Origin of the sequence: Polyangium mundeleinium, assembly GCF_028369105.1 — a bacterium.
GTDB classification, from domain to species: Bacteria; Myxococcota_A; Polyangia; order Polyangiales; family Polyangiaceae; genus Polyangium; species Polyangium mundeleinium.
Genome location: NZ_JAQNDO010000001.1, coordinates 3,622,403 through 3,648,244, shown reverse-complemented (window position 1 = coordinate 3,648,244; position 25,842 = coordinate 3,622,403). Strand labels below are relative to the sequence as shown.

At 69.9% G+C, this 25,842-nt stretch carries 23 protein-coding genes; 16 read left to right on the top strand and 7 right to left on the bottom strand.

Annotated elements, in window-relative coordinates; genetic code table 11:
• The first annotated feature begins 21 nt into the window (after positions 1 to 21).
• From POL67_RS14595 to POL67_RS14585, 3 genes are all read left to right on the top strand, one after another.
• Positions 22 to 1,470, top strand: coding sequence for a serine/threonine protein kinase (locus tag POL67_RS14595; RefSeq protein ID WP_271917962.1), 1,449 nt, complete (start codon positions 22 to 24; stop codon positions 1,468 to 1,470).
• 69 nt (positions 1,471 to 1,539) lie between these two features.
• Positions 1,540 to 2,583 carry a ParB/RepB/Spo0J family partition protein gene (locus POL67_RS14590; RefSeq protein ID WP_271917961.1) on the top strand — a complete coding sequence of 348 codons (1,044 nt, stop codon included), beginning with the start codon at positions 1,540 to 1,542 and terminating at the stop codon, positions 2,581 to 2,583.
• 56 nt (positions 2,584 to 2,639) lie between these two features.
• On the top strand, positions 2,640 to 3,230 hold the full coding sequence (locus POL67_RS14585) for a PDZ domain-containing protein (protein WP_271917960.1): 591 nt from the start codon (positions 2,640 to 2,642) through the stop codon (positions 3,228 to 3,230).
• Between the two features lie 17 nt (positions 3,231 to 3,247).
• Here POL67_RS14585 and POL67_RS14580 read toward each other — a convergent pair whose 3' ends face one another.
• The 3 genes from POL67_RS14580 to POL67_RS14570 form a co-directional block, all read right to left on the bottom strand.
• On the bottom strand, positions 3,248 to 3,670 hold the full coding sequence (locus tag POL67_RS14580) for a hypothetical protein (protein ID WP_271917959.1): 423 nt from the start codon (positions 3,668 to 3,670) through the stop codon (positions 3,248 to 3,250).
• Between the two features lie 93 nt (positions 3,671 to 3,763).
• Positions 3,764 to 4,402, bottom strand: a complete 639-nt coding sequence (locus POL67_RS14575) for a hypothetical protein (protein WP_271917958.1) — start codon at positions 4,400 to 4,402, stop codon at positions 3,764 to 3,766.
• Positions 4,403 to 4,493: 91 nt separating this feature from the next.
• On the bottom strand, positions 4,494 to 5,138 hold the full coding sequence (locus POL67_RS14570) for a hypothetical protein (protein ID WP_271917957.1): 645 nt from the start codon (positions 5,136 to 5,138) through the stop codon (positions 4,494 to 4,496).
• Between the two features lie 149 nt (positions 5,139 to 5,287).
• Between POL67_RS14570 and POL67_RS14565 the strand changes: the two genes are divergently transcribed.
• Genes POL67_RS14565 through POL67_RS14555 form a run of 3 tightly spaced genes read left to right on the top strand, consistent with a single transcriptional unit; the run spans position 5,288 to position 9,167 of the window.
• Positions 5,288 to 6,268, top strand: a complete 981-nt coding sequence (locus POL67_RS14565) for a LolA family protein (protein ID WP_271917956.1) — start codon at positions 5,288 to 5,290, stop codon at positions 6,266 to 6,268.
• A 4-nt stretch (positions 6,269 to 6,272) separates the two neighbouring features.
• Positions 6,273 to 7,964: an RluA/RlmK domain-containing protein gene (locus POL67_RS14560; RefSeq protein ID WP_271917955.1), complete on the top strand. Its 1,692-nt coding sequence runs from the start codon at positions 6,273 to 6,275 to the stop codon at positions 7,962 to 7,964.
• Positions 7,965 to 9,167, top strand: a complete 1,203-nt coding sequence (locus POL67_RS14555; RefSeq protein ID WP_271917954.1) for a Bcr/CflA family multidrug efflux MFS transporter — start codon at positions 7,965 to 7,967, stop codon at positions 9,165 to 9,167.
• Between the two features lie 3 nt (positions 9,168 to 9,170).
• Here the strand turns inward: POL67_RS14555 and POL67_RS14550 are convergent, their stop codons facing one another.
• Positions 9,171 to 13,016, bottom strand: coding sequence for an NACHT domain-containing protein (locus tag POL67_RS14550; protein WP_271917953.1), 3,846 nt, complete (start codon positions 13,014 to 13,016; stop codon positions 9,171 to 9,173).
• Positions 13,017 to 13,684: 668 nt separating this feature from the next.
• Here POL67_RS14550 and POL67_RS14545 point away from each other — a divergent pair.
• Entirely contained in the window at positions 13,685 to 14,206 is a 522-nt protein-coding gene (locus tag POL67_RS14545) for a hypothetical protein (RefSeq protein WP_271917952.1), read from the top strand.
• A gap of 13 nt (positions 14,207 to 14,219) precedes the next feature.
• Complete coding sequence (locus POL67_RS14540) at positions 14,220 to 15,434, top strand: hypothetical protein (protein WP_271917951.1); 1,215 nt, start codon at positions 14,220 to 14,222, stop codon at positions 15,432 to 15,434.
• Positions 15,435 to 15,437: 3 nt separating this feature from the next.
• Here the strand turns inward: POL67_RS14540 and POL67_RS14535 are convergent, their stop codons facing one another.
• The gene (locus tag POL67_RS14535) at positions 15,438 to 16,451 is read right to left on the bottom strand and encodes a hypothetical protein (protein WP_271917950.1); all 1,014 of its coding nucleotides are present in this window, start codon (positions 16,449 to 16,451) and stop codon (positions 15,438 to 15,440) included.
• Between the two features lie 95 nt (positions 16,452 to 16,546).
• Between POL67_RS14535 and POL67_RS14530 the strand changes: the two genes are divergently transcribed.
• From POL67_RS14530 to POL67_RS14515, 4 genes are all read left to right on the top strand, one after another.
• Positions 16,547 to 17,578: an RNA polymerase sigma factor gene (locus POL67_RS14530; protein WP_271917949.1), complete on the top strand. Its 1,032-nt coding sequence runs from the start codon at positions 16,547 to 16,549 to the stop codon at positions 17,576 to 17,578.
• Positions 17,579 to 17,747: 169 nt separating this feature from the next.
• Positions 17,748 to 18,434, top strand: a complete 687-nt coding sequence (locus POL67_RS14525) for a hypothetical protein (protein WP_271917948.1) — start codon at positions 17,748 to 17,750, stop codon at positions 18,432 to 18,434.
• A gap of 566 nt (positions 18,435 to 19,000) precedes the next feature.
• Positions 19,001 to 19,381: a hypothetical protein gene (locus POL67_RS14520; protein ID WP_271917947.1), complete on the top strand. Its 381-nt coding sequence runs from the start codon at positions 19,001 to 19,003 to the stop codon at positions 19,379 to 19,381.
• A gap of 23 nt (positions 19,382 to 19,404) precedes the next feature.
• Positions 19,405 to 19,788 (top strand): hypothetical protein, encoded by a 384-nt coding sequence (locus POL67_RS14515; RefSeq protein ID WP_271917946.1) that lies wholly within the window; start codon positions 19,405 to 19,407, stop codon positions 19,786 to 19,788.
• 4 nt (positions 19,789 to 19,792) lie between these two features.
• On the opposite strand, the gene POL67_RS14510 is transcribed toward POL67_RS14515, so the two are convergent.
• Both POL67_RS14510 and POL67_RS14505 read right to left on the bottom strand, forming a co-directional pair.
• On the bottom strand, positions 19,793 to 20,260 hold the full coding sequence (locus POL67_RS14510; protein WP_271917945.1) for a hypothetical protein: 468 nt from the start codon (positions 20,258 to 20,260) through the stop codon (positions 19,793 to 19,795).
• Between the two features lie 56 nt (positions 20,261 to 20,316).
• Positions 20,317 to 21,357 (bottom strand): tetratricopeptide repeat protein, encoded by a 1,041-nt coding sequence (locus POL67_RS14505; RefSeq protein ID WP_271917944.1) that lies wholly within the window; start codon positions 21,355 to 21,357, stop codon positions 20,317 to 20,319.
• A gap of 94 nt (positions 21,358 to 21,451) precedes the next feature.
• Here POL67_RS14505 and prs point away from each other — a divergent pair, with 94 nt between their 5' ends.
• The 4 genes from prs to POL67_RS14485 are packed head-to-tail and all read left to right on the top strand — an operon-like array spanning position 21,452 to position 25,723.
• Positions 21,452 to 22,378 (top strand): ribose-phosphate diphosphokinase, encoded by a 927-nt coding sequence (prs, locus tag POL67_RS14500; protein WP_271917943.1) that lies wholly within the window; start codon positions 21,452 to 21,454, stop codon positions 22,376 to 22,378.
• A 56-nt stretch (positions 22,379 to 22,434) separates the two neighbouring features.
• Entirely contained in the window at positions 22,435 to 24,147 is a 1,713-nt protein-coding gene (locus POL67_RS14495) for an ArnT family glycosyltransferase (protein WP_271917942.1), read from the top strand.
• On the top strand, positions 24,144 to 24,950 hold the full coding sequence (locus tag POL67_RS14490; protein WP_271917941.1) for an ABC transporter ATP-binding protein: 807 nt from the start codon (positions 24,144 to 24,146) through the stop codon (positions 24,948 to 24,950). The genes POL67_RS14495 and POL67_RS14490 overlap by 4 nt, the downstream gene beginning before the upstream one ends.
• Positions 24,947 to 25,723 carry an ABC transporter permease gene (locus POL67_RS14485; RefSeq protein ID WP_271917940.1) on the top strand — a complete coding sequence of 259 codons (777 nt, stop codon included), beginning with the start codon at positions 24,947 to 24,949 and terminating at the stop codon, positions 25,721 to 25,723. The genes POL67_RS14490 and POL67_RS14485 overlap by 4 nt, the downstream gene beginning before the upstream one ends.
• The last annotated feature ends 119 nt before the right edge of the window (positions 25,724 to 25,842 follow it).

Below are 25,842 nucleotides of genomic sequence, written 5' to 3'. Positions count from 1 at the left end.
CGCCGCGCTATGGTCCACGCCATGTCGGCCGGGCCGCTCTCTCCAGGCAGTGTATTCGCGGACCGCTACGAGGTCGTCCGCTGCATTGCCACCGGCGGGATGGGCGCGGTCTACGAGGTCGTGCACGCCGAGACCCAGCGCCACTGCGCCCTCAAGGTGATGCTGCCGCATTGCATCCAGAGCGACCAGCTCCGGGGCCGCTTCCGCCAGGAAGCGCGCGTCGCGGCGAACGTGCAGAGCCAGCACATCGTCGACGTGCTCGACGCGGGCATCGACGCGCCGAGCGGCATGCCTTTCCTCGTGATGGAGCTGCTCCGCGGCGAGGACCTCGGCAAACGCGTGCGCCGCCTCGGCCCACTCAGCCCGACCGAGGTGATCGAGCACCTCCGCCAAACGGCGCTCGCGCTCGACAAAACCCACCGCGCCGGCATCGTGCACCGCGACCTCAAGCCGGACAACCTCTTTTTGTGCGCGCCCGACGACGGCCCCCCGCGCATCAAGGTGCTCGATTTCGGTATCGCCAAGATCTTGGCAGCAAGCGCCTCCCAAGCGGGCACCACGCGCTCGATGGGCACACCTCTTTACATGGCGCCCGAGCAGTTCGACGAGGATTCGTCCGTCTCCCCCGCGACCGACGTGTTTGCCCTGGGCATGATCGCCTACACGCTCCTCTGCGGTGTAGCCTATTGGTACAAGGAAACCGAATCGGGGCTGAATGTATTTGCATTCGCCACGAGGGTGTGCCGGGGCCCGCAGGAGCCGGCGAGCGCGCGCGCCGAGCTGGCGGGCGTGGAGTTCCCGCCTGCGTTCGACGCCTGGTTCGCGAAGACCACCGCATTCGCGCCCGCGGACCGTTTTCCCTCCGCCGCGGAGGCCGTCCGGGCCCTCGCCGAGGTGCTCGGCCAGCCGGCGCCGTCCTTCCCCACGACGACCGGCGCGGGCGAAACGCCGCTCCCGGCCCAGGCGCCCCTCGGCCCTGCGCGGCTCCGCCTCGTGCCGACCGATCGCCCCGCCCTCTCGAAGACCGGTCGCGAGGCCGTCACGCTGACGGCGCCCCCCGCGGCCCCCCGCGCTGCCCCAGGAGGCACGGCTGCGGCCCCGGACAAACCCCCCCGCCGCATTCGCAACACCACGCTCCTCGCCCTGGGCCTGCTCGGCGTGAGCGCCCTGGCCGCGCGCGCCTTCCTCGCCGCGCCCCCCACGCCGCCGCCCACCCCGACCACGGAGGACACGCCACCCCGAGGCTCCGCGAGCCCCCCCGTCATCGACGTCTCCCCGCTCCCGGCCCCCGTCCCCTCGCCGATCCTCCCCACGACCGCCGAGGCGCCCCCCTCCCCGTCCGCGGTCGCCACCCCCTCCCCGTCCCCTACGCCCCGCGCCTCGACCTCTACGAAGGCGTCCGCGCGCCCGCCTGCCACCTCCGCGGCGACCCCGACGCCCCGTTCGACCTCAATTTACGTGCGGGATTGAGCCTGCCGAAGGGTGGATCCCCTTCGAACCAGTTGCCGGGACGAACGTCGCGCCGAACGAACGTGGTGCATGGCCACGACCAAACGCGCCGCACCCCGCCCCAAAAAAGCGCCCGAGACGGCCGCCGCCGCGCCGAAGCCCGAGGCCGCCGCGCCGCCGGTGAAACGCGCTCGCCGCAAAAAAGGCCCCGCCGAGGGATCCCGCGGCTTGCCCGCCGGCGTCTTGCTCGCCGGCCCTGTTCCACCCGAGGTCGACGCCCTCACGCGCGCCATCCAGGAGGACGGCGGCTCGGTCCTCGCCGTCTACCGCGACCCGCTCGGCGCCCACCCCACCGTCCTCGCGGGCCTGCCCCTCGACCGCGTCGAGCCCACGCCCTTCCAGCGTGATCTCTCCGAGGCCCACGCGAAAAAACTCGCCGCCGTGATCGACAAGATCGGCACCTTCCTCGACCCGATCATCGCCTTCCGAAGACCCGACGGCCGCTACTGGACCCCGAACGGCCGCCACCGCCTCGAAGCGATGAAGCGCCTCGGCGGCCGCGCCCTCGTCGCCCTCGTCGTGCCGGACGAGCGCGTCGCCTACCAGATCCTCGCGCTCAACACCGAAAAGGCCCACAACGTCCGCGAGCGCGCGCTCGAGGTCATCCGGATGGCCCGCTCCCTCGCCGAGGCCGGCGCCGACCGCACCGAGGCGGATTTTTCCTTCGAGTTCGAAGAGCCCGCGCTGCTCACGCTCGGCCTTTGCTACGAGGCCCGCCCGCGCTTCTCGGGTGGCTCGTACCATGGCCTCCTCCGGGCCACGGACGCCTTCCTCGACCTCCCGCTCGAAGACGCGCTCGCCCGCCGCGAGGCGCAGGCGCAGCGGCTCCTCGCGCTCGACGACCAGGTCACCGAGATCGCCGCCGCGCTCAAGGCCCGCGGCTTCGAGAGCCCCTTCCTCAAGCCCTTCGTCGTCGCGCGGCTGAACCCGCTTCGCTTCCGCAGGGGCGCCACGATGGCCGTGGACGACCTCCTCGACCGCATGCTCGACGCCGCCCGCACGTTCGACGTCGGCCGGGTGCGGCACGACCAGCTCGCCCGCACCGGCGGCCCGCCGCTGGAAGAGGCGGCCTGACCGGGCCCGCCTCCGGATTGTTGGCAAGCGGCGCGCGGCTCTCCCATAGTCCTTCCATGCGGTGGCGAGACGCGTATCGGTTCGGCTTGGTCTCTCTGGCCCTGGCCGGTTGTGGCGCGGGGAGCGAGACGTCCCCTCCGCCGGCCGCGCCCAAGGCCTCGACGAGCACGGCCGCGCAAGGCGCCTCGAAGGGCCCGGCGAAGGCCCCGGACAAGCTCGAACGGGACGCCTTGAAGACCGTCCTGCCGATGGGCCTGCCGTGGCTGCTCCGTCGCGTGTGGCCCGAGGAGGTCTTCCGCGAGGGCAAGTTCGTCGGCTGGCGCCTCGTGGCCATCCCGGAGGAGTGGACCGGGGTCGACGTCCGCCCCGACGACGTCGTCACGCGCGTCAATGGCAAGACCGTCGAGACCCCCGAGCAGCTTTGGGACGCGTGGACCTCGCTCGCCACGGCGCCCGAGCTCCGCGTCACCTACGAGCGCGGCGCCGAGACCAAGGAGATCGTGCTGCCCATCGCCGGCGCCCCCGCGCCCGAGCTCTTGGCGTCCCTCACGAGCCCCTCCCCGCCGCCGCGCAAGGCCCCCGCGAAACGTGGCACGATCGTCATCGAGAGCCGCGAGCCGGCCGGCGACGATCCCGACGCGAAGTAACACCCCCGCCGAACGATCTACATCACGCTCTTGCGGTTGCGCACCCGACGCCGCTCCGCGAGCCATGCGCGCGCGCTCGCCTCGTTGTCGAAGACCTTCCCGTGCATGTTCACCCCGAACGCGCGGATCATTCGCGTGAGGAACTCCATCGACGTGCGGTGGAAGAACCGGCGCGCCACGTACGCTGCGGTGCGCGGGGGCGACGTGCGAAAGAGCTTCGCCGTCTCGGTGATCGCGCCGGGCGAGATGGCGAGCTCCTCGCCGAGCACGACCAGGTTGTAGACGTGCGGCGCGCCTTCGTCCCATAGGGGACGTTCGAGCTTGCTCAGCTCTTCGACGTGCGCGCCGGTCGCCGTTCCGTAGGGGAAACGATACACGAAGAGATCCGGCTCCTCGCGCTCGATCCGGTGCTCGCCTGCGATGTGCGTCTCGGGTGTCATGATCCCTCCGTCGGGCGGGGGTTTCCGTTTTCCGGAGGAACGATCATGCAGGGGGGAAGAGCATTTCGCAAGGCGCGCGCGCCCAAAGCAGGATCAGGACTTCCGCTTGAAGACGAGCGTCATCTTCTTCTTGGGGTCCTTCAACTCGATCGTTTTGTCATCCTTGAAAGTAACGGCGATTTCGAGATCCTTGGGCATCTCCTTCTTCGAGATCTCGTCCTTGCCCGCGGGCTTCATGACAATCGCCCCGTTCTCGTCCTTCGCGACCTCGTATTTCACCTTGAGGATGACCTTGTCCTTGCCCTTCTCGGTGATGTGCGAAACGTACATCGAATCGGCGGTGAACTCGATCCACTCGCCGGCGGCGGCGTCCTCGACCTCCTTGATCAGCGCGGCGTATTTCTTCTCGTCCTTGCCGGCCTTCTTCTTGGCCTCGGCCTCGGCGGCCGTGCGCGGCTCGCCCGAGAGATCGAACTGCCACTGACCGACGATTCGCTCCTTGCCGGGCTTCGGGGCGGGGGCGGGCTCGGGCGCGGGGGCCGGGGCTGCCTCGGCCGGGGCGGGCGCTGCGGCCGTCGTCGCGGGCGGCGGCGTGGTCTCGGCCGGCGTGGTCTCGGCCGGCGGCGGCGGCGGCGGCGTGTCGGCCTGCGGGATTTCGCCTCCCCCACAAGCGACACCGAGCAGGGCCATTGTGGACACGAGCACCAGAGCGAGCTGCCTCTTGACCATCATTTTCCATTCTCCTCGTGAATCGGGGCCATCTGCCCGGCCGATACGCGTGATTACGCGCCAAACCGAAGACGCCCGAGCGAGGGAAAACGGCTCACGTGCCCATCGACAGTTCTTGCGCCTCGATACCTCTCCCGCCGTCCCGGGCGATTTTCTCGAAAAGCGGCGCGAGTTGTTGGAACACGCGCTCGCGCGAAAGCACGATTTGGACGTGGCAATACCCCGCATACCCGAGCGCGAGGATCCCGGTCGCGGCGACGGCCATCCCCCAGGTGAAGGACGCGGACCCCCGGCTCTCGAACGAGCCCCACGCGGCGAGCGCGAGCAGAAGCGGCGACGGCAGCGCGAGGAAAAACCCTTTCCACAACGGCGCCGTAGCGTTCCGGAACGCTTCGTCGTAGTCGCGGGTGATCTCGGTCAGGATCGGCGGGAGCGCTGCATTCGGCCCGCCTCGATATCCGCTCCGCGCCGCGCTCACCTGCACGCCCACGCGTGCGGCCGCGAGGATCGCTGCCTTCGTGGCCACGCAGACCGGCACGGGGTGCCCCGCGTTCGAGAGCTTGAGGGCGCGTGGCACGTTGCCGGCCTCGATGAGCCTCCGGACCACGGAGGCGAACATCTCCGCATCCATGTACTGGCTCTTGACCTGCACGATCCAGTACATCCCGAAGGCGGCGCCCGCGAAGAGCACCCGCGCGTGCATGCGGAGCCACCACGAAAGGTCGAAGAGCTGCTCCATCACGGCGATCCTACCCGATTCGCCCGTGGAATGGCCCCCTCGGCTCGCATGTAACCTCCGGGGCCCCCGCGCCGTTCCCCCGGGGCCGCGTCGCCGAAAGATCCCGACGACGCCCCTCCTGTCCTTTGCTACAAGCCGAGACGATCGACATGCCGAAGCGCCCGCTCCTCGCCACCTCCGCCTTGCTCCTCGCCCTCGCCGCCTGCCAGGACGACCCGGCCCCGAGCACGCTCCCGACCTCGTCCGCCACGCCCGCATCGCCCAACGTGGGGGGCGCTGCCCCCCACCCCCCCGCCCCGAGCGCCGCCGCCTCCGCCTCCACCGAGGAGCCCGCGCCCGCCGCCGCTTCCGCCGCCGCTTCCGCTTCCGCTTCCGCCGCGCCCCCCACGCCCGCTTCCGCCGCGCCCGCCTCCCCGCGTGCGACGGCGACCGCCTCCGCCGCCGCCCCGCCCCCGACGGCCACCGCCTCTGCCTCCGCCGCCGCCCCGCCTGCGACCGCCTCCGCGGCGCCCGCGCCCACGGCGGCGCCTGCGCCTGGCTCGGCCGACGCCGTGGCCGTGGCGATCGACCAGGTCTTCCTCGACAAAAAGACCTTTTTCGCGAAGTTCAAGCAGGAGCACACGCAGAAGGTCGCGGGCACGACGAAGAAATCGACCGGCGTCTTTTCTTTCGAGCGCCCGAACAAGATCTCCTTCCGGTACGACGCGCCGAGCAAAAATCGTATCGTCTCCGATGGCACGACGCTCAAGGTCTACATCGGCGAGGACAACCAGATGTTCGTGCAACCCGTGGACAAGACCGAGTACCCCGGCGCCCTCGCCTTCCTCATGGGCAAGGGGCTCGCGCCCTCGTTCACGTTCGCGTTCCACGACAAATCCAAGTTCGAGGGCGGCCCCGTCCTCCTCGGAAAACCCCGGCAAGCGACGCCCCATTACGACTCCGTGTATTTTTACGTCGACAAGGCGTTCCTGGAGAAGAAGGATCCGGGCGTGATCCGCCGGGTCATGCTCGTCGACGCCCAGGGCAACCGGAACCGCTTCGATTTCGAGGGCTCGACCCAGCCCGCCACGATCGACCCCGCCGAGTTCACCTTCACCCCTCCGCCGGGCACCAACGTGACCCAGAATTGAAGCCGTGCCCCTCGACCTCTGGCCGCTCTCCCCGCCGGGCCGTCTGATCCACGAGGACCCCGACCTCGTCGCCGTCGACAAGCCCGCGTTCGTCCCGACACACGCGCCCGAACGCAGCGACGACGTCCATCGCCGCCTCACGGCCTATTACGAGGCGACCCAGCCGGGCGCGCCCCTCTATCTCGGCGTCCACCAGCGCCTCGAACGGGACGCCTCGGGCGTGCTCGTCTTCACGCGCCGAAAGGAGGCGAACCGCTCGATTGCCGAGCAAATCGAGCGCCGCCGCGCGCGCCGTACCTATGTCGCGCTCGTCCGCGGCACGCCGGGCATGCTCGGCCGCGGCAAAGGGCCGGACAAGGGCGTCTTGCGGCATCGGCTCGCGCCGGGCGAGGGCGGCCATCGTGTCTTGCCGCCCTCCGCGCGGGCGGGCCAGGACTCCACCGTGCACTTCCGTGTCCTCGACCGGCGCGGCGATCGCACCTTGCTCGCGCTCACGCCCGAGCCGGGTTGCCCCGTGGATCTGCCGGCCCAGCTCGGCGCCGAGCAAGCGCCGATCGTCGGCGACGTCGCCCGCGGTGGTGATTCTGCCCCTCGGCTCGCCTTGCACCTCGAAGAGCTCGTCCTCGACCACCCGCGGGACGGCCGCCCGCTCACGCTCCGCGCGCCCGTGCCCGCCTTCTTTTCCGATTACCTCGCTGGAAAAGAAGGGCTCTCCGACGTGGACGCCATCGAGCGCCGCTTGCGCGAAGCCGCCGAGCGCCGCGCGGGCATCGCGCGCCTCCCGGGCACGGATGCGTTCCGGCTGGTGAATGCCGCGGGCGACGGTTTGCCCGGCGTCACCGTGGATCGATATGGGGATTTCCTCGTCGTCTCGCTCTACGACGAGGACGCCGAGGCCGCGCGGGAGCGACTCCTCGACGCAGCCTTCCGCCTCGGCCCGACGGGCATCTACCTCAAGATCCGGCCGAAACACGCGAGCCGCATCGTCGACGCCCGGGAGCCGCAGTTCGCCCCGAAAGACCCGGTCCGCGGCGCGCCCGCGTCCGATCCGATGATCGTCCACGAGCTCGGCTTGCCGTACGAGGTGCGGCTCGGCGACGGTCTGTCCACCGGGATCTTCCTGGACCAGAGGGAAAACCGCCGCCGCGTGCGGGAGATGTCCCCTGGTTTGTCCGTCGCGAACCTCTTCGCGTACACGTGCCCCTTCACGGTGGCGGCGGCCGCAGGCGGCGCGCGGCGGACGGTGAGCGTCGACGTCTCGCGCGGGGCGCTCGAATGGGCGCGGCGGAACCTCGACCGGATCGGCGTCGATCCGGCGGCGCACGTGCTCGTCGAGGCGGACGCCATCAAATGGCTGGAGAAAACCGCCGCAAAGGAAGGACCGTTCGACCTCGTGATCCTCGATCCGCCGAGCTTCGCGACCACGAAGCAGACGCGTTTCTCAGCGGAGAGTGATTACAAGAAGCTCGCGGCGAGCGTGATCCGCGTCCTTTCGCCAGGCGGCCGCCTCCTCGCGTGCACGAATCACAAGGGGATCACGCGCGCCAAGTTCAAACGCGTCCTGCAGGAGGCCGCGCGTGACGCGGGGCGCGGCGCGGCGCAGGTGAAAGAGTGGCCCGAGCCGGAAGATTTCCCGCCGGAGCCCGGCGCGGAGGCCCATTTGAAGACGGTCCTCGTGACGCTCGAAAAGGGTTGAATGACGATCCCCCTCACCTCCGACGCTCGTGCCCCGTATCGTGATCGGCCCGGCTTGCTCGCGCTCATCCTCGGCGCGCTCGCGGCGCTCGGCCCGCTCTCGATCGACATGTACCTGCCGAGCTTGCCCTCGATCGAGCGGGATCTCGGGACCACCGCGTCGAGCGTACAGCTCACGCTCGCGGCGTATTTCGCGGGCCTCGGGATCGGCCAGCTCGCTTATGGCCCGGTCACGGACCGCTTCGGCCGCAAGCGCCCGCTCTACTTCGGCCTCACGCTCTACGTGCTCGCATCCGCCGGATGCTCGCTCGCGCCGAATGTCGAGACGCTCATCGCGCTCCGATTCCTGCAAGCGCTCGGCGGCGCCGCCGGGCCCGTGATCATGCGCGCCGTGGTCCGGGATCTTTATGTCGGTCCGGCGGCGGCCCGGCTGCTCTCCATGCTCATCCTGGTCATGGGCGCGGCGCCCATCCTGGCGCCGCTGCTCGGCGGCTTCACGCTGGCCCTCGCGGGCTGGAGGACCATTTTTGCCGTCCTCACCGTCCTCGGCGCCGCCTGCCTCGCGCTCATGGCCACCGCCCTGCCCGAGACCTCGACCACGCGGATCACCATCGAGCTCGGTACCCTCGCCCGCAACGTCCGCGCGCTCCTCGGCCACCGCGCGTTCGTCGCGCACACGCTCACGGGCGCCTTCTCGCAGGCGGGCATGTTCGCGTACATCTCCGGCTCGCCTTTCGTCCTGATCGACCTCTTCCACGTCTCACCCCAGCGCTACGGCTGGTTTTTCGGGGCGAACGCGCTCGGCTTCATCGCCTCGTCCCAGGTGAACCACCGGCTCCTCGCGCGCTTCGCGCCGGGGCACTTGCTCGCGCGCGGGGCGGTCATGCTCGCCGTGATGGGCGCGGTCCTGGTTGCCATCGCGCTGACCGGCGCCGGCGGTTTGCCCGCGGTGGCCGTGTCCCTCTTTGGATTCATGTCGTGCCTCGGCTACATCGGGCCGAACGCGACCGCGCTCGCGATGGAGGAGCAAGGCAGCCGCGCGGGGATCGCCTCCGCCGTGCTCGGCTCGATTCAATTCGGGATCGCGGCCTTCGCGTCGTCCCTCGTGGGCCTCTTGAACGACGGCTCGATGCGCCCGATGGCGGGCGTCATGGCCGCCTGCGGCGTGGCCTGCTTCCTTGCAGGCCGCGTCGCGCGGCAATGACCCTCAATCGAACTCGACCTCGAGCTCGTCCGGCATGGGCGTGAGCCACGGCAGACGCGCGATCCCCGCCTCGTCGCAGAGCTCGTCGAGCCGCACCTCCGTCCCGTCGTCGAGCACGAGGTCCCCCCGCACGTAATACCTGAGGCCCCAGGAGAGCGGCTTTCCCCGGCTCTCCGGGTGCTCGGCGAGGTCACACAAAAGCCTCTCGTCCTCGGGCGTGGAGAGACGCGCCACGTGCCGCGCGAGCGCAGGCCAGAGCGGATCGATTCCTTCGGGCATCTCGGCGAGCGCGCGGAGAAACGGGGCCGACGCAGAGCGCGGGCGCAACGAAAGACGGCAAGCCTCGTGGAAGAGCCGCAAGAGCGGATCCTTCGGCTCCGAAAAGGCGAGCACCGCGCGCGTCCCGGCCCGGCCGATGCCCGCGAGCTCCACGGCCACGAAATCGAGCGTCCACGGCTCTTCCGGCAAGGCGAGCTCGTCCGCCCATACCACGGCCATGTCGAACACCCAGTCCTGCGCCCAGTCCCGGGCCCAGTAACGCGACAGATCAAACGCCCAGTCCCGCGCCAGATCCCGCGTCCAGTATCGCGCCAGATACCGCGCCCAGTATCGCGCCAGATCCAGCGCGAAATCCCGCGCCCATTCCCGCGCCCACGAGCGCGACAGATCCATCGCCCAATCCCGCGCCAGATCGAGCGCCCACGTCCGCACCCAGTCGTCGTGCCCCGCCTCCCGCGCCCACGACCGCGCGAGCGATCGCGCCATCTGCCGCGCCAGATCCCGCTCCTCCCGCTCCGGCACGAGCACCCGCCGCGCCGCGCGCCCGAGGTGCTCGCGCCGCCCTCCGAGCGAAATCAACGTTTGCAGCCGCGCCGCCGCGGGCCCGCGCGGACCGGGCCACAAATGCAGCAACGAGAGCTCCGGGGGATCACCCGGCCAAACCGGGCTCGATCCGCCGAGCGCCCGGCCGCGCGCCACGCCTTGCCCCTCCCCCGCCGCCGAGAGGAGCCGCGACATCGCCGGCGGCTCCGCCTCCTCCCGCCCGAGCCGCGCCTCCTGCCACCACCGCGCCGCGATCACCCCGGGAAGCCAGCGCGTCCGCGACGCGATCTCGGGCCACGCTGCTGCGAGCCGCTGCCGCCGCCCCTCCTGCTGGCTCGTCGCCCAGGCCCGCGCCGCCGCGGACGCGCGCACCTGCTCGTGCACGTGGAACCGCTCGGGCAGGAGCGCGCACCACGCCTCGAATTGCTCCTCGCCGAGCCCGTCGGCGAACATGACCCCCGCGAGCCAAAACCCGTCGGCCTCCCACCCGCCCATCAGGTCCGCGAGCAGGGCCGAAAGGTGCTCCGGGTTCCGGTCCTCCACGATGGCCGCCCAGAGCCGGAGCGTCTCCCAGAACGCGAGCTGCCGCAAATACGTCCGGCAAACCCCGAGCCGCGCGGGGTGCCCCTCCAGCACCGCGGCCCAATGATGCGCCACGAGGTATTCCTGGAAGCTCAGGTGCGCAAAGGAGAACGTCCCGTCCGCCCGATCCACGAGCACGCCCGCCGCCGACACGAGCCACGCGAGAAACCCGCGGCGCTGCTCGCTCGAATACCGCCGCGGCAAGAGGTCGCAGAGCTCCTCCTCCGTGCGCACGATCGCGCTCCGGCCCTGCTCCTGGTATCCGTTCTGCTGCATCCCGTGCGCGAGCTCGGCGACCGCGCGCATCCGCTCGGCCGCGTCGTCGGGCCGAAACATCGCCGAAGGCGCCCGCGCCCCCTCCACCTCCTTCGCCCGCGGTCGCGCCGAAAGCAGGTTGTCGAGGCAGACGCGATACAGCTCGTGCCGTTTGTCCGGCAGCGGCCTCGACCGGTGCACGAAGAGCATCATCACGAGCAAGAGCGCCGTCCGCGCGAGCGCCTGGGCCTCCGCGCTCGCCGCGACGGCCCATAAAAAGCGCTCGCTCGCCGCGCGGGCGGCCGCCTCGTCCTCGCCGTGCACGCGCCGGTGGAACCGCGCCGCGAACGTGGCGATTTCCTCGTCCGCGAGCGGCTGCACGTCGAGCACGTCGAACCCCTCGGCGCTCGAAGGCCGGCTCTCGCCATAAGGCCGGCTCGTCACGACCGCGAGCACCCGCGGCGACGTATGGAGCAGCCCCATCAATTTCTCGCGCACCTCATTGCCGAGATCCCCGAGCTCGTCCCAGCCGTCGACGAGCAAAATCGGCCGCGGCCCCGTGGGCGCGTCAAAAAGCGCCGCCAGCGTCCTCCGTTCGTCTTGCCCCCGCACCTCGGCGAGGCGCGCGGCGAGGTAGGCTTCGAGCGTCCGCTCGCTCGGCGTGGCGCGCTCCCAGGCGCGCCCGAGCTCACGCAGCTCGATCAGAAACGGGACACACGTCTTGCCTCCCTCGGCGAGCAGCTTGCGAAAACAATGGCGCAGGATCGTGGTCTTTCCGCAGCCGGCCGGCCCACGAATCACGAGCGGCGCTGCCCGCGTGACGAGCGCGAACGGATCGAGCGGCGCCCCCTCGTCGAGCCGCCCCGGATCCGTATTCGCCCCGAGCCGCGGCGGCACGAACATCTCGTCGAGCCGCGCCTCCACGGGCGGCCCGCCCCCGCTCGGCTGCGTCACGCCCACGCCGCCGAGGTCCCAGCGCACGTACCGCGCCCCGAACCGCCGTCGATACGCCTCGACGAACGCCACGACCTCGGCCCCCTCGAACGCAGCCGCGGCCTGTGTCTCCTCGCCAAACCCTTTCGGCACGTACAGATCGAGCGTGGCGCCGCGTGGGCTCGCCGGATCCACGGCGAACGTCCCCGGCTCGACCTGCCCCTCGGCGCGGGCGCGGGGCGCGTAGATCCGCAGGATCGACCGCGCTTGCCGCCGCGCTGGATCGAGCTCCAGGAGGTGCACCATGGCGGGCTGGCTCTCGGGCAGCTTCTCGGGCGAGAGCCCCCAGCTTCCGGACGAGAGCACCAGCGTGTGCCCCTTCTCCCCGCGCCGGAAGGGGAACGCGTGGGCATCGGCGCCGTGGTGATGCCCGTGCAGCACCACCGAGACGCGCGCGTCCTCGGTCACGGCGCGCAGGCGCTCCTTGCCTTCGAAGCCGGCCGCGTCGGCGGCGAAATGCTCGATCGTCTCGGGCTTGAGTGGCCCAGGGTGGCCCCGCAGCCATTCCACCCAGCTCGCCACGGCCTCGGGCACCGGCGTGATCGGGTTGTGGTGCACGGCGAGGATCGACATCCACGACGGCGGCAACCCGCGCAGATGATCGAGCAAGCGCTGGGCTTGCGCCTCCCCGAACGAGCCGCCCTGGCGCGCGTGGGACTCGCGCTCGCACGAGTTCAGCGCGGCGACGGCGATCCCGCCGTCCGGCAGGGCGAAATGGTGCACGACGGCGCCGTGGCCGATCGAGGTCACGTTCGGCAGCTCGGCGCGCGGGCGGCCGTGGAACGCCGCGACGAACGCCTCGAAGCGCGCGAGGCGCACGAGGTCGAGGCGGCGCTCGAGCTCGGCCTCGTCGAAGCCCTCGTCGTCCTGCTCGATCTGTACCTTGCGTGTCTCGGCCCAGGAGACGTCGTGGTTTCCGGGGACGAACACGAACCGATCCCGCGGCACGCGGAGCTCGGCGTCGAGGTGCCCAAAAAACCCGAGCGCGGCCTCGTATTCGTTCTTGCGCGCGGCCTCGGCGATGTCGCCCGTGACCACGACGAGCCCCACGCCCTGCCGAATGCCCTGCTCCTCCCGCGCGGCGTCGATCGCCGCGGCGAAACGCGAAGCGAGCCGCTCGCCGTCCTGGCCCCCGAAGCGACCATGCGGGCCGAAATGCAGGTCCGAGAGGTGGAGGACGAGGAGCGGAGAGGACACCGTGGTGTCGAGCCTAGCGGAAGTGGGGCGCGGCATGAAGGCCCCGCGCGCGGCGGGCGGGAGAGCACATCCGGGGCGGGAGGCGAGAGGGGCGATCCCGGTGGGCGGCGGGGGCGTGGCGGGCCGCGGGGGATGTGGGAGTTTGTCGGAGGGTCCGGGACAAATGCAACGTGCATCAGAAACGGATTGCGGAGGCGGGTTTTTCTGGGTACGAGTTTGACCTGGAACATGGTTTCATCAGCACTCTCCTCGAGGTTGCTTCCGTGTCTCACAGCCCTCTTCCTCGTGCCGCTCCTCGTGGTCGCCGCGTGCGCGCCGAGCCGCGAAGAAGAGGCGATCCTTCACGCGCCGAGACAGGTCGCGAGGACCTTCGGCCCTCACCTACGGCTGCCGGACGAAGCTATGCGGTGCGTACGGCGGCCTGGCGTCCATGCTTGTCCGAGGGGATGGCCCATCCGCGGGCTCATTCCCGTCGCGCCGCAGCGGAATGCCTCCTGTACGTACGAGCCAAACGGCCCGCCGACGGTGGAGCTCGACGAGAACGGCGCGCCGCAGAGCGAGATCACGTTGTGTTGTGTCCTGACGTATTTCGAGGCGGACAGGCGTGACGCCTGCTCGCGCTGATGGGGGTCGTGATGAAAGAGCAGCAACAACAACCACATGTACGCGTGCAGATAAACGGAACGTCTGCCTGGGTCGTCTTCTGGATCGAGCTCCTCCTTGGAGGGCTCTTCTGCACGGCGACCATCCTCGGCATCGTGAACGTGTTCGCCTCGACGATCGAGGTCGATCGGTTGGCGAGTGAAACCGCCTGCATGGGGCAACCTCGCGGGTGCGAGGCGGTGCCGATGAAGTGGGAGCGTGTGCCGTGGGCGCACACGCTCCAGGTCAACACGACCGGCGGCACCGTCGACGTCCGTTGCAGCCGCGCGCATGTGCTCTTCGGCGCGTGGTCGTGTGATGCGCTGAACGCGTTGCCGGAGCCCGTCGCGCCAAGTCCGAGTGCGAGCGCGAGCGCGAGTTCTGCGCCCTCTGCCTCGCCGGTGAAGAGCCCACCCCGATCCGGCAAGCCCATCATCGTCCGGATTTCGCCGGCTTCTTCCGCATCGGCGGCGGTGCGCGTGGGGCCGTCGGAGCTCCAGGTGGTCCGGGACCTCGGTGGGAAACCTCCAGCGGAGTCAACCCAATAAGAAGGAGACGTACATGCGAAATTTTATCCGCTTCGGTGTTCTGCTGGTGTTCGCAGGGATGGGTGCGGGGGTTGGCTTCCTCGGCTGCGGGGAGAACGGCAACCTCGCGGACTGCCCCCGTGAAGTCGCCTACGACCCCTATTGCTGCCCCTGTCCTCTCCCCGAGGCGTGCCCGGACCCGGACTTTCCAGGGTACAACAAGCCCAAACCGATCCCGTGGGAGTGCCCGAACGCATGCGACGGCCCGCCACCACGGCCGCCGAGGTGCTCGGACGGAGGCGCGGACGGAGGCGAAGAGGATGGCGGCATGTCCCTCTGCGCGGACGGCGTCTGCGTTCCCGAGTCCCCCGAAGACTGGAGGCACGCAGCGTTCTTCTCCGACTGGCGCGAACCGCCGCCGTGCCCGGGCAACATGCCGATCGTCGCGTTCGAGGGCACGCCCGCGCCGCCTCCTCTTCTTTGTGGCGAGTGCTCCTGTGACGAGCCCGAGGGGACGTGCACGCTGCCGCAGACGTGGACGGTCGACTCGCAGGCATGCCCAGGCGGGGGTGTCAAGACAAACTTTGATCCCTCGGTTGGCTGGGATGGGACCTGCAACCAGGAGAAGGCAATCCTTTCCTCGACACTCTGCGGCGGCGTGCCGTGCGTCCGGTCGATCACCATCTCGCCTCCGGTGATCGAGGAGCAGCCGTGCAAGGCGCACGTGAAGGGGGATCCCGTCGAGCCCCCTGCCAAGTTCTGGAACGGCGGACCGGAAACCCCCCTCGGCCGGGTGTGTACGAGCGCCGAGCCCTGGCCGAGCTGCGCTGGGCAAAGCGGGAAGGTCTGTGGGCCGGCCGGTGACGACTACGCCTCTTGTATCTTCAAGGAGGGGGAGCACCTCTGCCCCGAGGGGTGGACCGGGGAGCGGCATGTTCTCTACGGCGTGGTGAAGGACAAACGCGAGTGCTCGACTTGCACCTGCGGCCCGTCGACGGGAGGGACGTGCGCGGTGTTGTGGTCCGCCTTCGGCGCGCCTGCCTGCACCGACTATCAGACAGGCGGACAGGTCACGGCAGGGATGACGGCGCCGTGCAACGACGTCATGCCCGGGGCCCCGCTCAGTGGGAAGACAGCCGAGCTCCTCAATTATACGAAGGGCACCTGCATCCCGAGCGGCGGAGAGGTCGTCGGTGAACTGTCCCTTGACAAACCCATAACGGTATGCTGTCCGGCGGTCACGACATGACGGTCACTTGATCGCGTACACGATAGAGGCTCCGCCGCTCACGTGGAGCGGCAGCAACTCCGGGAAGCCGTACCAGCCTGCATCAACGCTGATGGGGCGTGGTGTCCACACCCCCTCCGCATCGATGCGAACTGTGATCGACGTCGTCAGTGGCGCCTCGACGGCTCCGCGGATGCCCACCCCGAAAAACCCGCCGTACACCAGCTCGTAGTTCTCGCGGTGCAAGATGTGGATGCGCGCTGCGCCGCCCATCAGGATGCCGCACCCGAGCAGCCAGTCCCGCTTCAGGCATCCCGCGATAGAGGCGGACATCGTGTGAACCTCCAGCGCCGTGTCGCCAGCCGGCCGCGTCTCCAGCAACGGCAACCACCTCGCGTCCACCTCGCCGACGAACGCCCCGCGCTCGATCCCGAACAACAAGCGCGGCCCCACCACGATCTCCGGCGCGAGGTTGTACGCAACCGAGGCCCCGCCCCCCAGGAAGTACCGCCGCGGCGCGACGCTCGGCACGGGCGCCGATCTCTCGGGCTCGCGGGCAGGCTTGGGCGGCGGTGAGGGCGGAGGCGCCGGGCTCGGGGGAGGCTCCGGCGGAGCCGGCGGGGCCGGTGGTTCCTCCGGCGCCGCCACCGTCCCGGTCGCGCGCATCAGCTTCGCCGCGTCGATCGCCGTCCAGTAGAGCACCTCGAAGCACTCGGTCGTGGGCTCGTACACGTGGGTGTCCGTGGCGAGCACCTGCCCCGCCTCGTCCTTGACGGAGACGTCCGCCGTCTTGTCGCCGTTCGGCGCGCGCCGCACCCGCACGACGAGCGTACGGGGCGTCGGTGGGTCGAAGACCGTGAACGGCACCCGCTCGACGAGCAGCGCCTTGAACTTGAGCGCCTGGTCACACAGCGGCAACGACCGATCCCCCTCGAACGCCAGGCGGTGATGGAGCAGCTCGTCGGCGTTCGCCGAGGACGGCGCCATCATCCAGGCCGCGAGGGCCAGGAGCGAGCGGGCCGCAGGACGCCACGTCACGCGAACCACCTTCCGCGTCCAGCGGACCGGAAGAGTTTTTGGACCCCGCGGTCGATTTCTTTCGGACAAAAGTCCCCCTGCTGGGATTTACAGACATGCAGGCCCAGCACCGCCCCACCGCCCGCCCGACGACCTCGACCGACGTGGTCATCTCGGCGGAGGATTTCGCTCACTACATCACGCAGATGCGGAGCGTGGCGCGTCGATTGGGCGCGAATCGTGCTCATGTCGCCGACCTGGTCAATGATGCATTTCTGGTCGCCTGTAGCAAGCCGAAATCAAAACGCCCGGATCCAGCGGATCGCGAGGGGATGAGCAAGTGGTTATGTTCCATCGTGAAAAACATCACGCTCCGCCATCTGAGGAAACAGAGGAACGCGCCTGATATCGTCTTCGATCAGGAGGCCCTGGAGAACGCGCCCGACCCGTCGGGTACGGCCTTCGTCCTGGAGGAGCATGCGAGGCTCGCGATTGTGTTCGGAGAGCTCGACGACGCGCGACGTCACCTGATCCTCGAGCACGTGATCCACGACCAAGGCATTCGCGACATCGCGGTCGAGCAGGCGATGGCCCCGAGCACGGTCTTTTCACGAATCTCCAAGGCGCTGCGGTCGATGCGCAAACGGCTCGTGCGGATGGACGAGATGCGGCCCGGCCGCCGGCCGCCCTTCGCCCTCGTGCCCTTCTTGCTCATCGCCCTGTTTGCCCGCGACGCTCGCGCGCGGCTCGGGGCCGCGTGGCAAAGGCTCGCGCGAATGGCTCTCCGCGCGCCTACGCGGGCGCTCCTGGGCACGGGCGCGGCGGCTCTCGTGCTCGCGTCCACGCCCTCTCCGAATCCCCATGCAATGCCCGGCGCGCCCCCCGCGCGCGCCTGTGCCTCCGCAGCCCGACCCCTTCCGCCGGACCACGACGGCGAGGCCGTCGCAATCCCGCGCGTCTCGGCGCTCCTGCGGGAGACACCTCCCCTGCCGCGAAGGGCGCCCGACGTCCATCTGAACCGCGGAATGCCGGCGCCGCGCAAGGGGCGCTCGGCGCTGGCTCTTTATGCGGAGAATGCCACGAAATCAGTGACGCCCACGGCTCCGGGAGCGGCGCTGTCGCGACCGGAGCCGCGCGTTCGCCCATAAAAAAGACCGCCGGCCCAGGACGGCGGCGCCGGGCAACGGTGCAGGGCGAGCACGAGGCCCGACGCCGCCGCCCTGGACCGGCGGCCCACGGGAGGGGGACCAAGAGGCCCTCGGAACGGTCCTCCTTCCCTCTTGACACCTCCCCCGCCGCACCAGTTACCTTCCACACATGGCTACCCACCTACGCACGAACACCTCTGCACAGTCTGCCGCCGACATTTGCGCCTCCATCGCCGACGGCCTCGCCAGCGACGAAACCACGAAGCACCTCGCGCCCTTGTGGGAATCGCTCACGGCCAGGGGCGACACGCTTTCGGCGGAGCGCCGCAAGCTGGAGCGTGCCCTTGGCCGCGCGCGGGCGCGGCTCGCGGTCGCGGATGCGCAATGGGATCCGGAGGTCGCGGCGTTTGGCAGGGACGTCGTGGACAAGACGGGGGGCCGGAGGGACGCGGCGCCCTATACGCGGTTTTTCAAGGACGTCTCGCCGTCGGCGGCGCAGGCGTTCGGGATCGATCGTGAGGTGAAGCAGGGGCGCGCGTGGCTCGACGAGCTCGGGCGGAACCCGGACGAGCCGCTCGCATTGCAATGGACGCTGCGGCTCGGGTCGGTGACGAACAAGCTCGACGGGACCGCGACGGAGCGCGCGGACAGGCTGCGCGCGCTGGCCTTGCAGGGCACGTCGGAGGAGCTTTACGTGGAGGACATCAACCTGGAGCTCGACCGGCTCGAAGGTGACCTGAAGAAGCTCTTCCCGGGGCAACCGAAGCGTGTCGCGGCCTTCCTGGAGGCGACGCGGCCGAAGCGGAAGCGTGAGGCAGATTCCACGGACGAGGGTCCGGAGGGCGAGGATTCGTGAGGTAGACTGCGCAACTGGGTCGATCAAGGTCTCGATCGACCCGGTTGCGTGAGGTGCGCGGGTCAATCGAGGTCACGAGGGAGCTGGTTGCGTGAGGTGAGAGGGTCGATCGAGGTCGCGAGGGAGCCGGTTGCGTGAGGCGCGTGGTGCGATCGAGGTCGCGAGGGAGGCGGTTGTGCGACGTGACGGGGCGGATCGAGGCGTGGATCGGGGCGGTTGCGCCGGGCGCGAGGGGCGATCCAGGCGGGGAAAGAGGTTGACGCGTCGGGAGAGGGCCGGCAGGCTGCGGGGTGAGGGGCGAAGCTCATGCGTGTGGGTTCGGCGGTGGTTCTCCTGGCGAGCTTGCTGACGGGTTGTGGTGGGTCCACCGTGACGGCGTTTCAGTGCGCGGATCCAGTGAAGTGCAACGAGGAGACCACTCTTTGTCACAACAGTTGTGGCCACCCTGGCGCCCAATCGGGGTGCAACGACTGTTGCAACGAGCTGCGTCGGAAGTGCGTCGACTGTGCGCAGGAAAAGCTACGCTTCGACCAGTGTGACTAATGACTCGTGTCAGGAATCCGACCATGCGACTCTCCATTCTGATCATCATCGCGGGTATGCTCTCGGCATGCACACATGGCGAGCCCTCCAAGGTCACGCTCAACCTGGAAAAGCCAACACGCGTGAACGATTGCAACGTCTTTTTGGACGAGGCGCTCCTCCAGGATCCGCTCGTTGCGTACCTGACCTATGCGTGTGACGTACCGGAGTCGGCCCTGAACGAAAAGAACTGGTGGGGGGAAGGCTCGAAACGCCCGTGGACCGGCATGTACGTGGGCGACTGCCTGCGTCTTGGCAATAGATTCTACTGCATGGAGACAATCAAACCTGGAGAGTCGGTCACGCTCAAGGCGACCTACGAGATCACGCACCGACGGGGCGATCATCTCCGGCCGATCCGATGACCTCCTGCCGCCGTCGAGGTGCCTTGCGAAGCTCCCTCTGCATTTGCGTGGCCCTCGCGCTCGCTTCCTGCGCGCGCGGCGAGCCCTCCGAGGTCACGCTCGAACTGAAAAAGCCGACGCGCGTGAACGGCTGCCATATTTACCTGCATCATGTGCTTCTCAGGGACCCGCCAATCGCAGACGTGACGTTTGCCTGTGATGTGCCCGAATCGGCCCTGAAGGAGAAAAACTGGTGGGGCCAGGGAGTCCAACGACCGGCGACCGAACTGGGAATGGGAGACTGCCTGCGCCTCGGGAACAGATTTTATTGCACGGAGATCATGCAGCCCGGCGAGTCGGTCACGCTGAAGGCCACCTACGAGATCCTCCACGACCGACGGATCGACCACATCCGCCCCATCCGCTGACGCCTCAAAACGCCCCGCTCACCACCACCCCGCCATACCCTGCCGAAACCACCGGCACCACCGCGACCCCGCTCCCCGCCGCGGCCTTCTTCTCCGCCGGGATGATACTCGTCACGACCAGATAAGCCCCCGCGAACGCTGCCCCCACGTGCAGCCCATACATCACGTACTGCAACGTGTTCCACGTATTCCCCCGCGCGCACGTCTCCCGGATGACCCCCGCCCCCGGATCCGCCGACGTCTCCGCCGCCACGCACACGTTTTGCTTGTGCGTGAACTGCGCCGCGAATGCGCTCGCTCGCATCACCTCATTCGCCTCGTGCACCTGGTACGTCGACAGGATCCCGAACCCCAGCGACACCGCCGATACCCCGATCGCGCTCATCCCCACGACGAACCGTCCATCCCATCCGGCCCCCGGCTCGTCCGCGCGCGCATTGCCGGGCACCATCATCGCGGAAAGCGCCACCATCGACACGAAAGCGCCGGCACGAGCGTCACGACGGCGCGCGCTCCCCATCGCGGCCCTCAAAAAGAACCTTGCACGAGAAGCCCGCCGTACCCCTTCCCCACGGTCGGAAGCACCTCGACCCGACTCGACGCGGGCTTCTTGTCGCCCCGGCCGCTCGTCGCGAGGAGGTAGATGCCGACGCCGGTCACAAGCCCGGCGACCGGGAAAAACACGAGCTGCAGGAGCCTGCCCGTATCACCTCGATTGCAGGCGTCGAGAACCCCCTCCCTGTTCACGCCCGGCACCAGCGGCTCGCTGCCCGCGGCGAGATCGCAGACGTTGTCTTGCACGCCATACAGAGACCGAGCCTTCTCGAAGGTCGGGTCCGAATTCGCCGCCTGGACCATCCCCACCCCCACGAATCCCACCCCCAGCGACACGACGCCCACCCCCAGCGTCGACAGGCCCGCAATCAGCCGGACACTGGGGCCGGCGGCCGACGACGCGGGCGCCTCGGTCGGCCGCACCGTGAACGTGAGCCGCACGCGCTCGCCCTCCTTCGGCGATGTCGTCTGGATCCCGCAGCAAGGGAGCTCAATCGTGTGGGGCCCCGGGTTCACCGGGATCGGCGCGCCGAGCGCGCTGTCCTCGAGGATCGTCTTGTCGATCGTGGCCCCGCCCGCGCCGGAAGGTGCGTCGATCTGCACCGACGGGATCCTCGGCTCGAGCGCCGCGAGCTCCTTCTGCGCCTCGACCACCGCCTTGAAGAATACGTCCGGCGCGTCCGATGCGACATCCGCCGTCGCAGCCGCCTTGTACTTCACGCGCGCCTCGACGAGCTTGCCCTGCTTGGCCAGCACACGCGCGATGCGCAGGCGCACCGTGGGCGCCGGTATCAGCCGCTCGGCCCGCTCGTACCGATCGAGCGCGCGCGCCATGTCCCCCTGCTCGAAGGCCTCGTCGCCCGAGATCACGTAGCCGCGAGCGATGTTCTTCTTCTGCTCCTCGCTCTCCTGGGCAGGCTGGGCCGCCCCCGAGGAGGCGAAGAGCCCCACCACGAGGAGCCATCCGGCGCCCAGCGCGGCGCTGCCACGTTCGCGAGCCGACGTGCCTTCCATCACTTCCCGTCTACACCGACCACCCCCCTGTGCAAAGCCCGGACACGCCTTGGCACGTGACACCCGCGCACAGATGGACCAGAAGGACCCCACGATGGCCCGGAAGCTCCTCTTCACGATCTCCTCGTATGCCTACCTCGAGCCCCGTTTCCTCGCGGCCGGCGAGCTCGACCGCGGCGAGATCGTGCACAAGACCTTCCCCGACGGCGAGCGTTACCTTCGCGTCGCCGAGGACCCGTGGGGCCGCGACGTCGTCTTGCTCGGCGGCACCCCGACCGACCTCGACTGGCTCGAGCTCTACGACCTCGGCTGCGCCATCAGCACCGGCGGCGCCCGCTCCCTCTCCATCGTCATGCCGTATTTCGGCTACGCGACCATGGAGCGCGCCGTCCAGCCCGGCGAGGTCGTCACCGCGAAGACCCGCGCCCGCCTCGTCTCGGCCATCCCGCCCTGCGAGGGCGGCACGCGCGTCTACCTCTTCGACCTCCACACCGACGGCATCCCCTACTACTTCGGCGACAGCCACGTCACCCACCACCTCTACGGCGCGTCGCTCGTCACGAAGCTCATCCAGCGCACCATGGACGGCCGCTCGTACCTGCTCGGCGCCACCGACGCCGGCCGCGCCAAGTGGGTCCAGAGCCTCGCGCGTGACCTCGATGTCGAGCCCGCGTTCGTCTACAAGCGCCGCGATCCCGATACCGGCAAGCTCGCCGTCACGGGCGTCAACGCCGACGTCCGCGGCCGCGAGGTCGTCATCTACGACGACATGATCCGCACGGGATCCTCGCTCATCCAGGCCGCCGCGGCCTACCTCGCGGCCGGCGCGACGCGCTGCCACGCCGTCGCGAGCCACCTCGTCCTGCCCCCCGGCGCCCTCGAAAAACTCCGGGCGAGCGGCATGTTCGAGCACATCCTCGGCACCGACTCGCACCCCGGCAGCCAGCAGCTCGCAGGCAGCGCCATCGAGTCTGTCGCGCCGCTCTTCGTACACGCGATCGAACGGACGTACCGCATCTGACGGACGGGCCCAAATTGGTTGGAGCCGCCGCCGATCCCGACTAGAACGTCGCCCCGGTGACTCTCGCCGCCGACGACCCGTCCTCCGCTCCCGAGCGGTCCACGCCGCCCCCGGCGCCCGTGATCCCGGGCTACCTCGACCTCCTCGCCGAACGCGCGCTCGTCGCCACGTGCCTCGCCGCGCTCGTCTTCCTGTTCGGCCAGATCCTCCTGTTCGGCCACGGCCGCGACCAGGGCATCTACACGGTCGTCGCGCGCACCGTGCTCGAAGGCGGGATGCCCTATCGCGACGCCTGGGATTTCAAGCCCCCCGGGATCTTCCTGGTCTACGCCCTCGCCCGGCTCCTCTTCGGGTCCGCGCAGGGGGGCATCCGCATCCTCGAGGTCTTTGGCCTCGCGCTCATGACGTTCGGCATGACGCGCCTGACGCTGCGCTTCTGGGGCAGCCGCACGCTCGGGCTCCTCGCCGCCACGATCAGCGTCCTCGTCCACGCGCAGCTCGATTTCTGGCACACGTCCCAGCCCGAGTCGTTCGGCGGCATGATCACGATCGCCGCCCTGCTCTGCGCCCCGCGCAAAGGGCCGTCCGGCCTGCCTTCCGCCGCGGCGACGAAGGCGCGGGATTGGGTCGTCGCGGGGTTCCTCTTCGGGTTCGCCGGCCTCCTCAAGCCGCCGCTCGTGGGCGGCGCCGCGTTCGTCGCGCTCCTGCCCGCGTGGTGGGACACGGACCCCGCGCGCCCGACGATCGAGCGCCTGCGCGCCGCCGCCCGCGGCCTCGTTCGCCCCTCGCTCCTCCTCGCGGCGGGCGGGGCGATTCCCATTGCCCTGTGCGCGGCCTGGTTCGGCGCGCGGGGCGCGCTCGGGGACCTGCACCGCGTCCTGTTCGTCTTCACGCCCTATTACACGGCGCTCGGCTGGCACGGCGCGGCCCCGACGGCGATGTTTTATTGGGCCTTCACCGAGTGGTTCCAGCAATACGGGAGTGTCCCCACGATCGGCCTGCTCCTCGCGCTCGGCTTCGGCCTGGGCGCGCGCGAGCGGCCGCTCGCCTTGCTCGCGCTCGGCATTGCCTTCATCCACCTCGTCGGCGTGGCCATGCAGGGGAAGTTTTTCCCCTACCATTACGGCGCGACCTGGCCGCTCACGGGGCTCGTCGCCGCGCTCGGGTATCACGCTCTCCGAAAGCGGGCGCGGACGCGCGGGGCGCTCGGCTTCGCCGGTTTTTTCCTGGTGCTCCTGCTCGTGCCCTTCGGCCGGACGGCCACGAAGGACGTCCCGGGCTCGTTCCTCGTGCGCACGCAGAAACGCCTGGCCCTCGTGGCCGATGGGCTGCGCAATCAGCGGGGCCTCGACGAGCTCGCCAGCGTGGCCGACGTGAATACCGTGACGAACCGCGCCGTGGCCGATCTGCTCCGGAGCGTGGTCCCGGCGAACCGCCCCATTTTCGTGTGGGGCTTCGAGCCGTCGATCTACGACATGGCCGACCGCGCCGCGGCGACACGGTACATCTACAACGTCCCGCAGCGCGTCGCCTGGGCCAAGGAAGAGCATCGCAAGGTTCTGCTCGCGGATCTCGAAAAGGCGCCCCCCGCGGCGATCGTCGTCGAGCATTACGACGTCTTCCCGCACGTGACGGGCGACGCCTTCGACTCGGCGGACTCCATGCGCGATTTCCCGGAGATGCAGCGGCTGCTCGACGAGAAATACGTGCACCACACGTCGATCGGCCAGATGGACGTGTACCTGGAGGCGACCCAAGGGACGCCATGACCTCCCTGGTCCTCGAACCCGGCCTCGCAGCGGGCGCGCCTCGCCCGGGCGGGGTGCGTGTCCTCGTCGAGCGGGCGCGGCGCGTCTTTTCTGGCAGCGGCGTCGTGCTCGACGGCCTCGACCTCGACGTCGCCGCCGGCACCTTCGTCGCCCTGCTCGGCCCCTCCGGCTGCGGCAAGTCCACGCTGCTCCGACTCGTCGCCGGGCTCGACCAGGCCGACGGAGGCTCCGTCCAGCTCCTCGCCCCGAACGGCGCCGAGCGGCCCCGCATCGCCTACGTGTTTCAGGACGCGCACCTCCTGCCCTGGCGCAACGTCCTCGACAATGCAGCCTTGCCGCTCGAACTCGCGGGCGTCGCCCGGGACGAGCGGCGCGCGCAGGCCCTCGCAGCGCTCCAGCAGGTGGGGCTCGGCGACGCGGCGGCGCGGCATCCGGCGGAGCTCTCGGGCGGCATGAAGATGCGCGTCTCGCTGGCCCGCGCCCTCGTCACGCGCCCGAGCATCCTCCTGCTCGACGAGCCCTTCGCCGCCCTCGACGAGCTCACGCGCCAGCGGCTCGACGATCAACTCCGCGCGCTCTGGCTCGACCTCGGCATGACCGTCCTCTTCGTCACGCACTCGAACGCAGAGGCCGCCTACCTCGCCGAGCGGTGCATCGTGTTCTCCCGGCGCCCGGCGCGGATCCTGCTCGATACGCCGATCGATCTGCCGCGCGAGCGCGCCGCCTCCCTGCGCAGCGATCCACGCTTCGCGCGCGTGCTCGGGCCGCTGCAGGAGGCGCTCCTCGCGGGCGAGGCGCCATGAAGACGCCCCTCACCGCCGCGGCCCCGCCCCTGCTCTCGCTCGTGCTTTTGCTCGGCGCCTGGGAGGCGCTCGTGCGCGTGCTCGTGGTGCCCACGTATCTGCTGCCTCCGCCGAGCCAGATCGCCGCGGCGTTCGCGGCAGACGCGACGACGCTGGGGCTCGCGACCTGGACCACAGCGAAAAGCGCGCTCCTCGGCTTCGCGCTCTCCGGGGTGATCGGCGTGTTCGTGGCCGTGGCGCTCTCGGCCTCGCGGCTGCTCGAGCGCGCGTTTTACCCCTACGCGGTCTTTCTGCAGACCGTGCCAATCGTGGCCATCGCGCCACTGCTCGTGCTCTGGTTCGGGCCAGGCGAGCGCGCCGTGAGCGTGTCGGCCTTCATCGTGAGCGTGTTCCCGGTCGTGGCGAACGCGCTCTCAGGGCTACGATCCGTGGAGCCCGCGCTGCGCGACCTCTTCCGCCTGTACGGCGCGGGCAAGCTGCGCACGCTCCTGCTCTTGAGCCTGCCGTCGTCCTTGCCGAGCATCGTGACGGGCCTGCGCATCGCCGGCGGGCTCGCCGTGATCGGGGCCATCGTCGGAGAATTCGTGGCAGGCTTCGCCGAGGGCACGCCCGGGCTCGGCATCCTCATCATGAGCGCGCCGCGGCAGCTCCGAACAGACCTGCTCTTCGCAGCCGTGCTCTGCGCCTCGGCGCTCGGGCTCGGCTTGTTCGGTGCGACGAACCTCGGCGGCTGGCTCTTGCTCCGGCGGTGGCATCCGTCGGAGAAGAGCTGACGCCGCGAGCGCTCAGCGCGCGTTCTTCACGCGGGGTGGCGGTCATGGCAAGCGCGCAGGCCCCCATGCTACAGGCTTTTCCAAATCGGGGGTGGAACACGGTTTGCCCCGAACATGCA

Bases quoted from the DNA above. Each gene is read 5' to 3' on its own strand.
- POL67_RS14585 (WP_271917960.1), top strand. From the start codon at position 2,640: ATGCGGTGGCGAGACGCGTATCGGTTCGGCTTGGTCTCTCTGGCCCTG.
- POL67_RS14555 (WP_271917954.1), top strand. From the start codon at position 7,965: ATGACGATCCCCCTCACCTCCGACGCTCGTGCCCCGTATCGTGATCGG.
- POL67_RS14485 (WP_271917940.1), top strand. From the start codon at position 24,947: ATGAAGACGCCCCTCACCGCCGCGGCCCCGCCCCTGCTCTCGCTCGTG.
- prs (WP_271917943.1), top strand. From the start codon at position 21,452: ATGGCCCGGAAGCTCCTCTTCACGATCTCCTCGTATGCCTACCTCGAG.
- POL67_RS14565 (WP_271917956.1), top strand. From the start codon at position 5,288: ATGCCGAAGCGCCCGCTCCTCGCCACCTCCGCCTTGCTCCTCGCCCTC.
- POL67_RS14525 (WP_271917948.1), top strand. From the start codon at position 17,748: ATGGCTACCCACCTACGCACGAACACCTCTGCACAGTCTGCCGCCGAC.
- POL67_RS14505 (WP_271917944.1), bottom strand. From the start codon at position 21,357: ATGGAAGGCACGTCGGCTCGCGAACGTGGCAGCGCCGCGCTGGGCGCC.
- POL67_RS14595 (WP_271917962.1), top strand. From the start codon at position 22: ATGTCGGCCGGGCCGCTCTCTCCAGGCAGTGTATTCGCGGACCGCTAC.
- POL67_RS14540 (WP_271917951.1), top strand. From the start codon at position 14,220: ATGCGAAATTTTATCCGCTTCGGTGTTCTGCTGGTGTTCGCAGGGATG.
- POL67_RS14510 (WP_271917945.1), bottom strand. From the start codon at position 20,260: ATGGTGGCGCTTTCCGCGATGATGGTGCCCGGCAATGCGCGCGCGGAC.
- POL67_RS14570 (WP_271917957.1), bottom strand. From the start codon at position 5,138: ATGGAGCAGCTCTTCGACCTTTCGTGGTGGCTCCGCATGCACGCGCGG.
- POL67_RS14580 (WP_271917959.1), bottom strand. From the start codon at position 3,670: ATGACACCCGAGACGCACATCGCAGGCGAGCACCGGATCGAGCGCGAG.
- POL67_RS14590 (WP_271917961.1), top strand. From the start codon at position 1,540: ATGGCCACGACCAAACGCGCCGCACCCCGCCCCAAAAAAGCGCCCGAG.
- POL67_RS14520 (WP_271917947.1), top strand. From the start codon at position 19,001: ATGCGACTCTCCATTCTGATCATCATCGCGGGTATGCTCTCGGCATGC.
- POL67_RS14530 (WP_271917949.1), top strand. From the start codon at position 16,547: ATGCAGGCCCAGCACCGCCCCACCGCCCGCCCGACGACCTCGACCGAC.
- POL67_RS14490 (WP_271917941.1), top strand. From the start codon at position 24,144: ATGACCTCCCTGGTCCTCGAACCCGGCCTCGCAGCGGGCGCGCCTCGC.
- POL67_RS14575 (WP_271917958.1), bottom strand. From the start codon at position 4,402: ATGATGGTCAAGAGGCAGCTCGCTCTGGTGCTCGTGTCCACAATGGCC.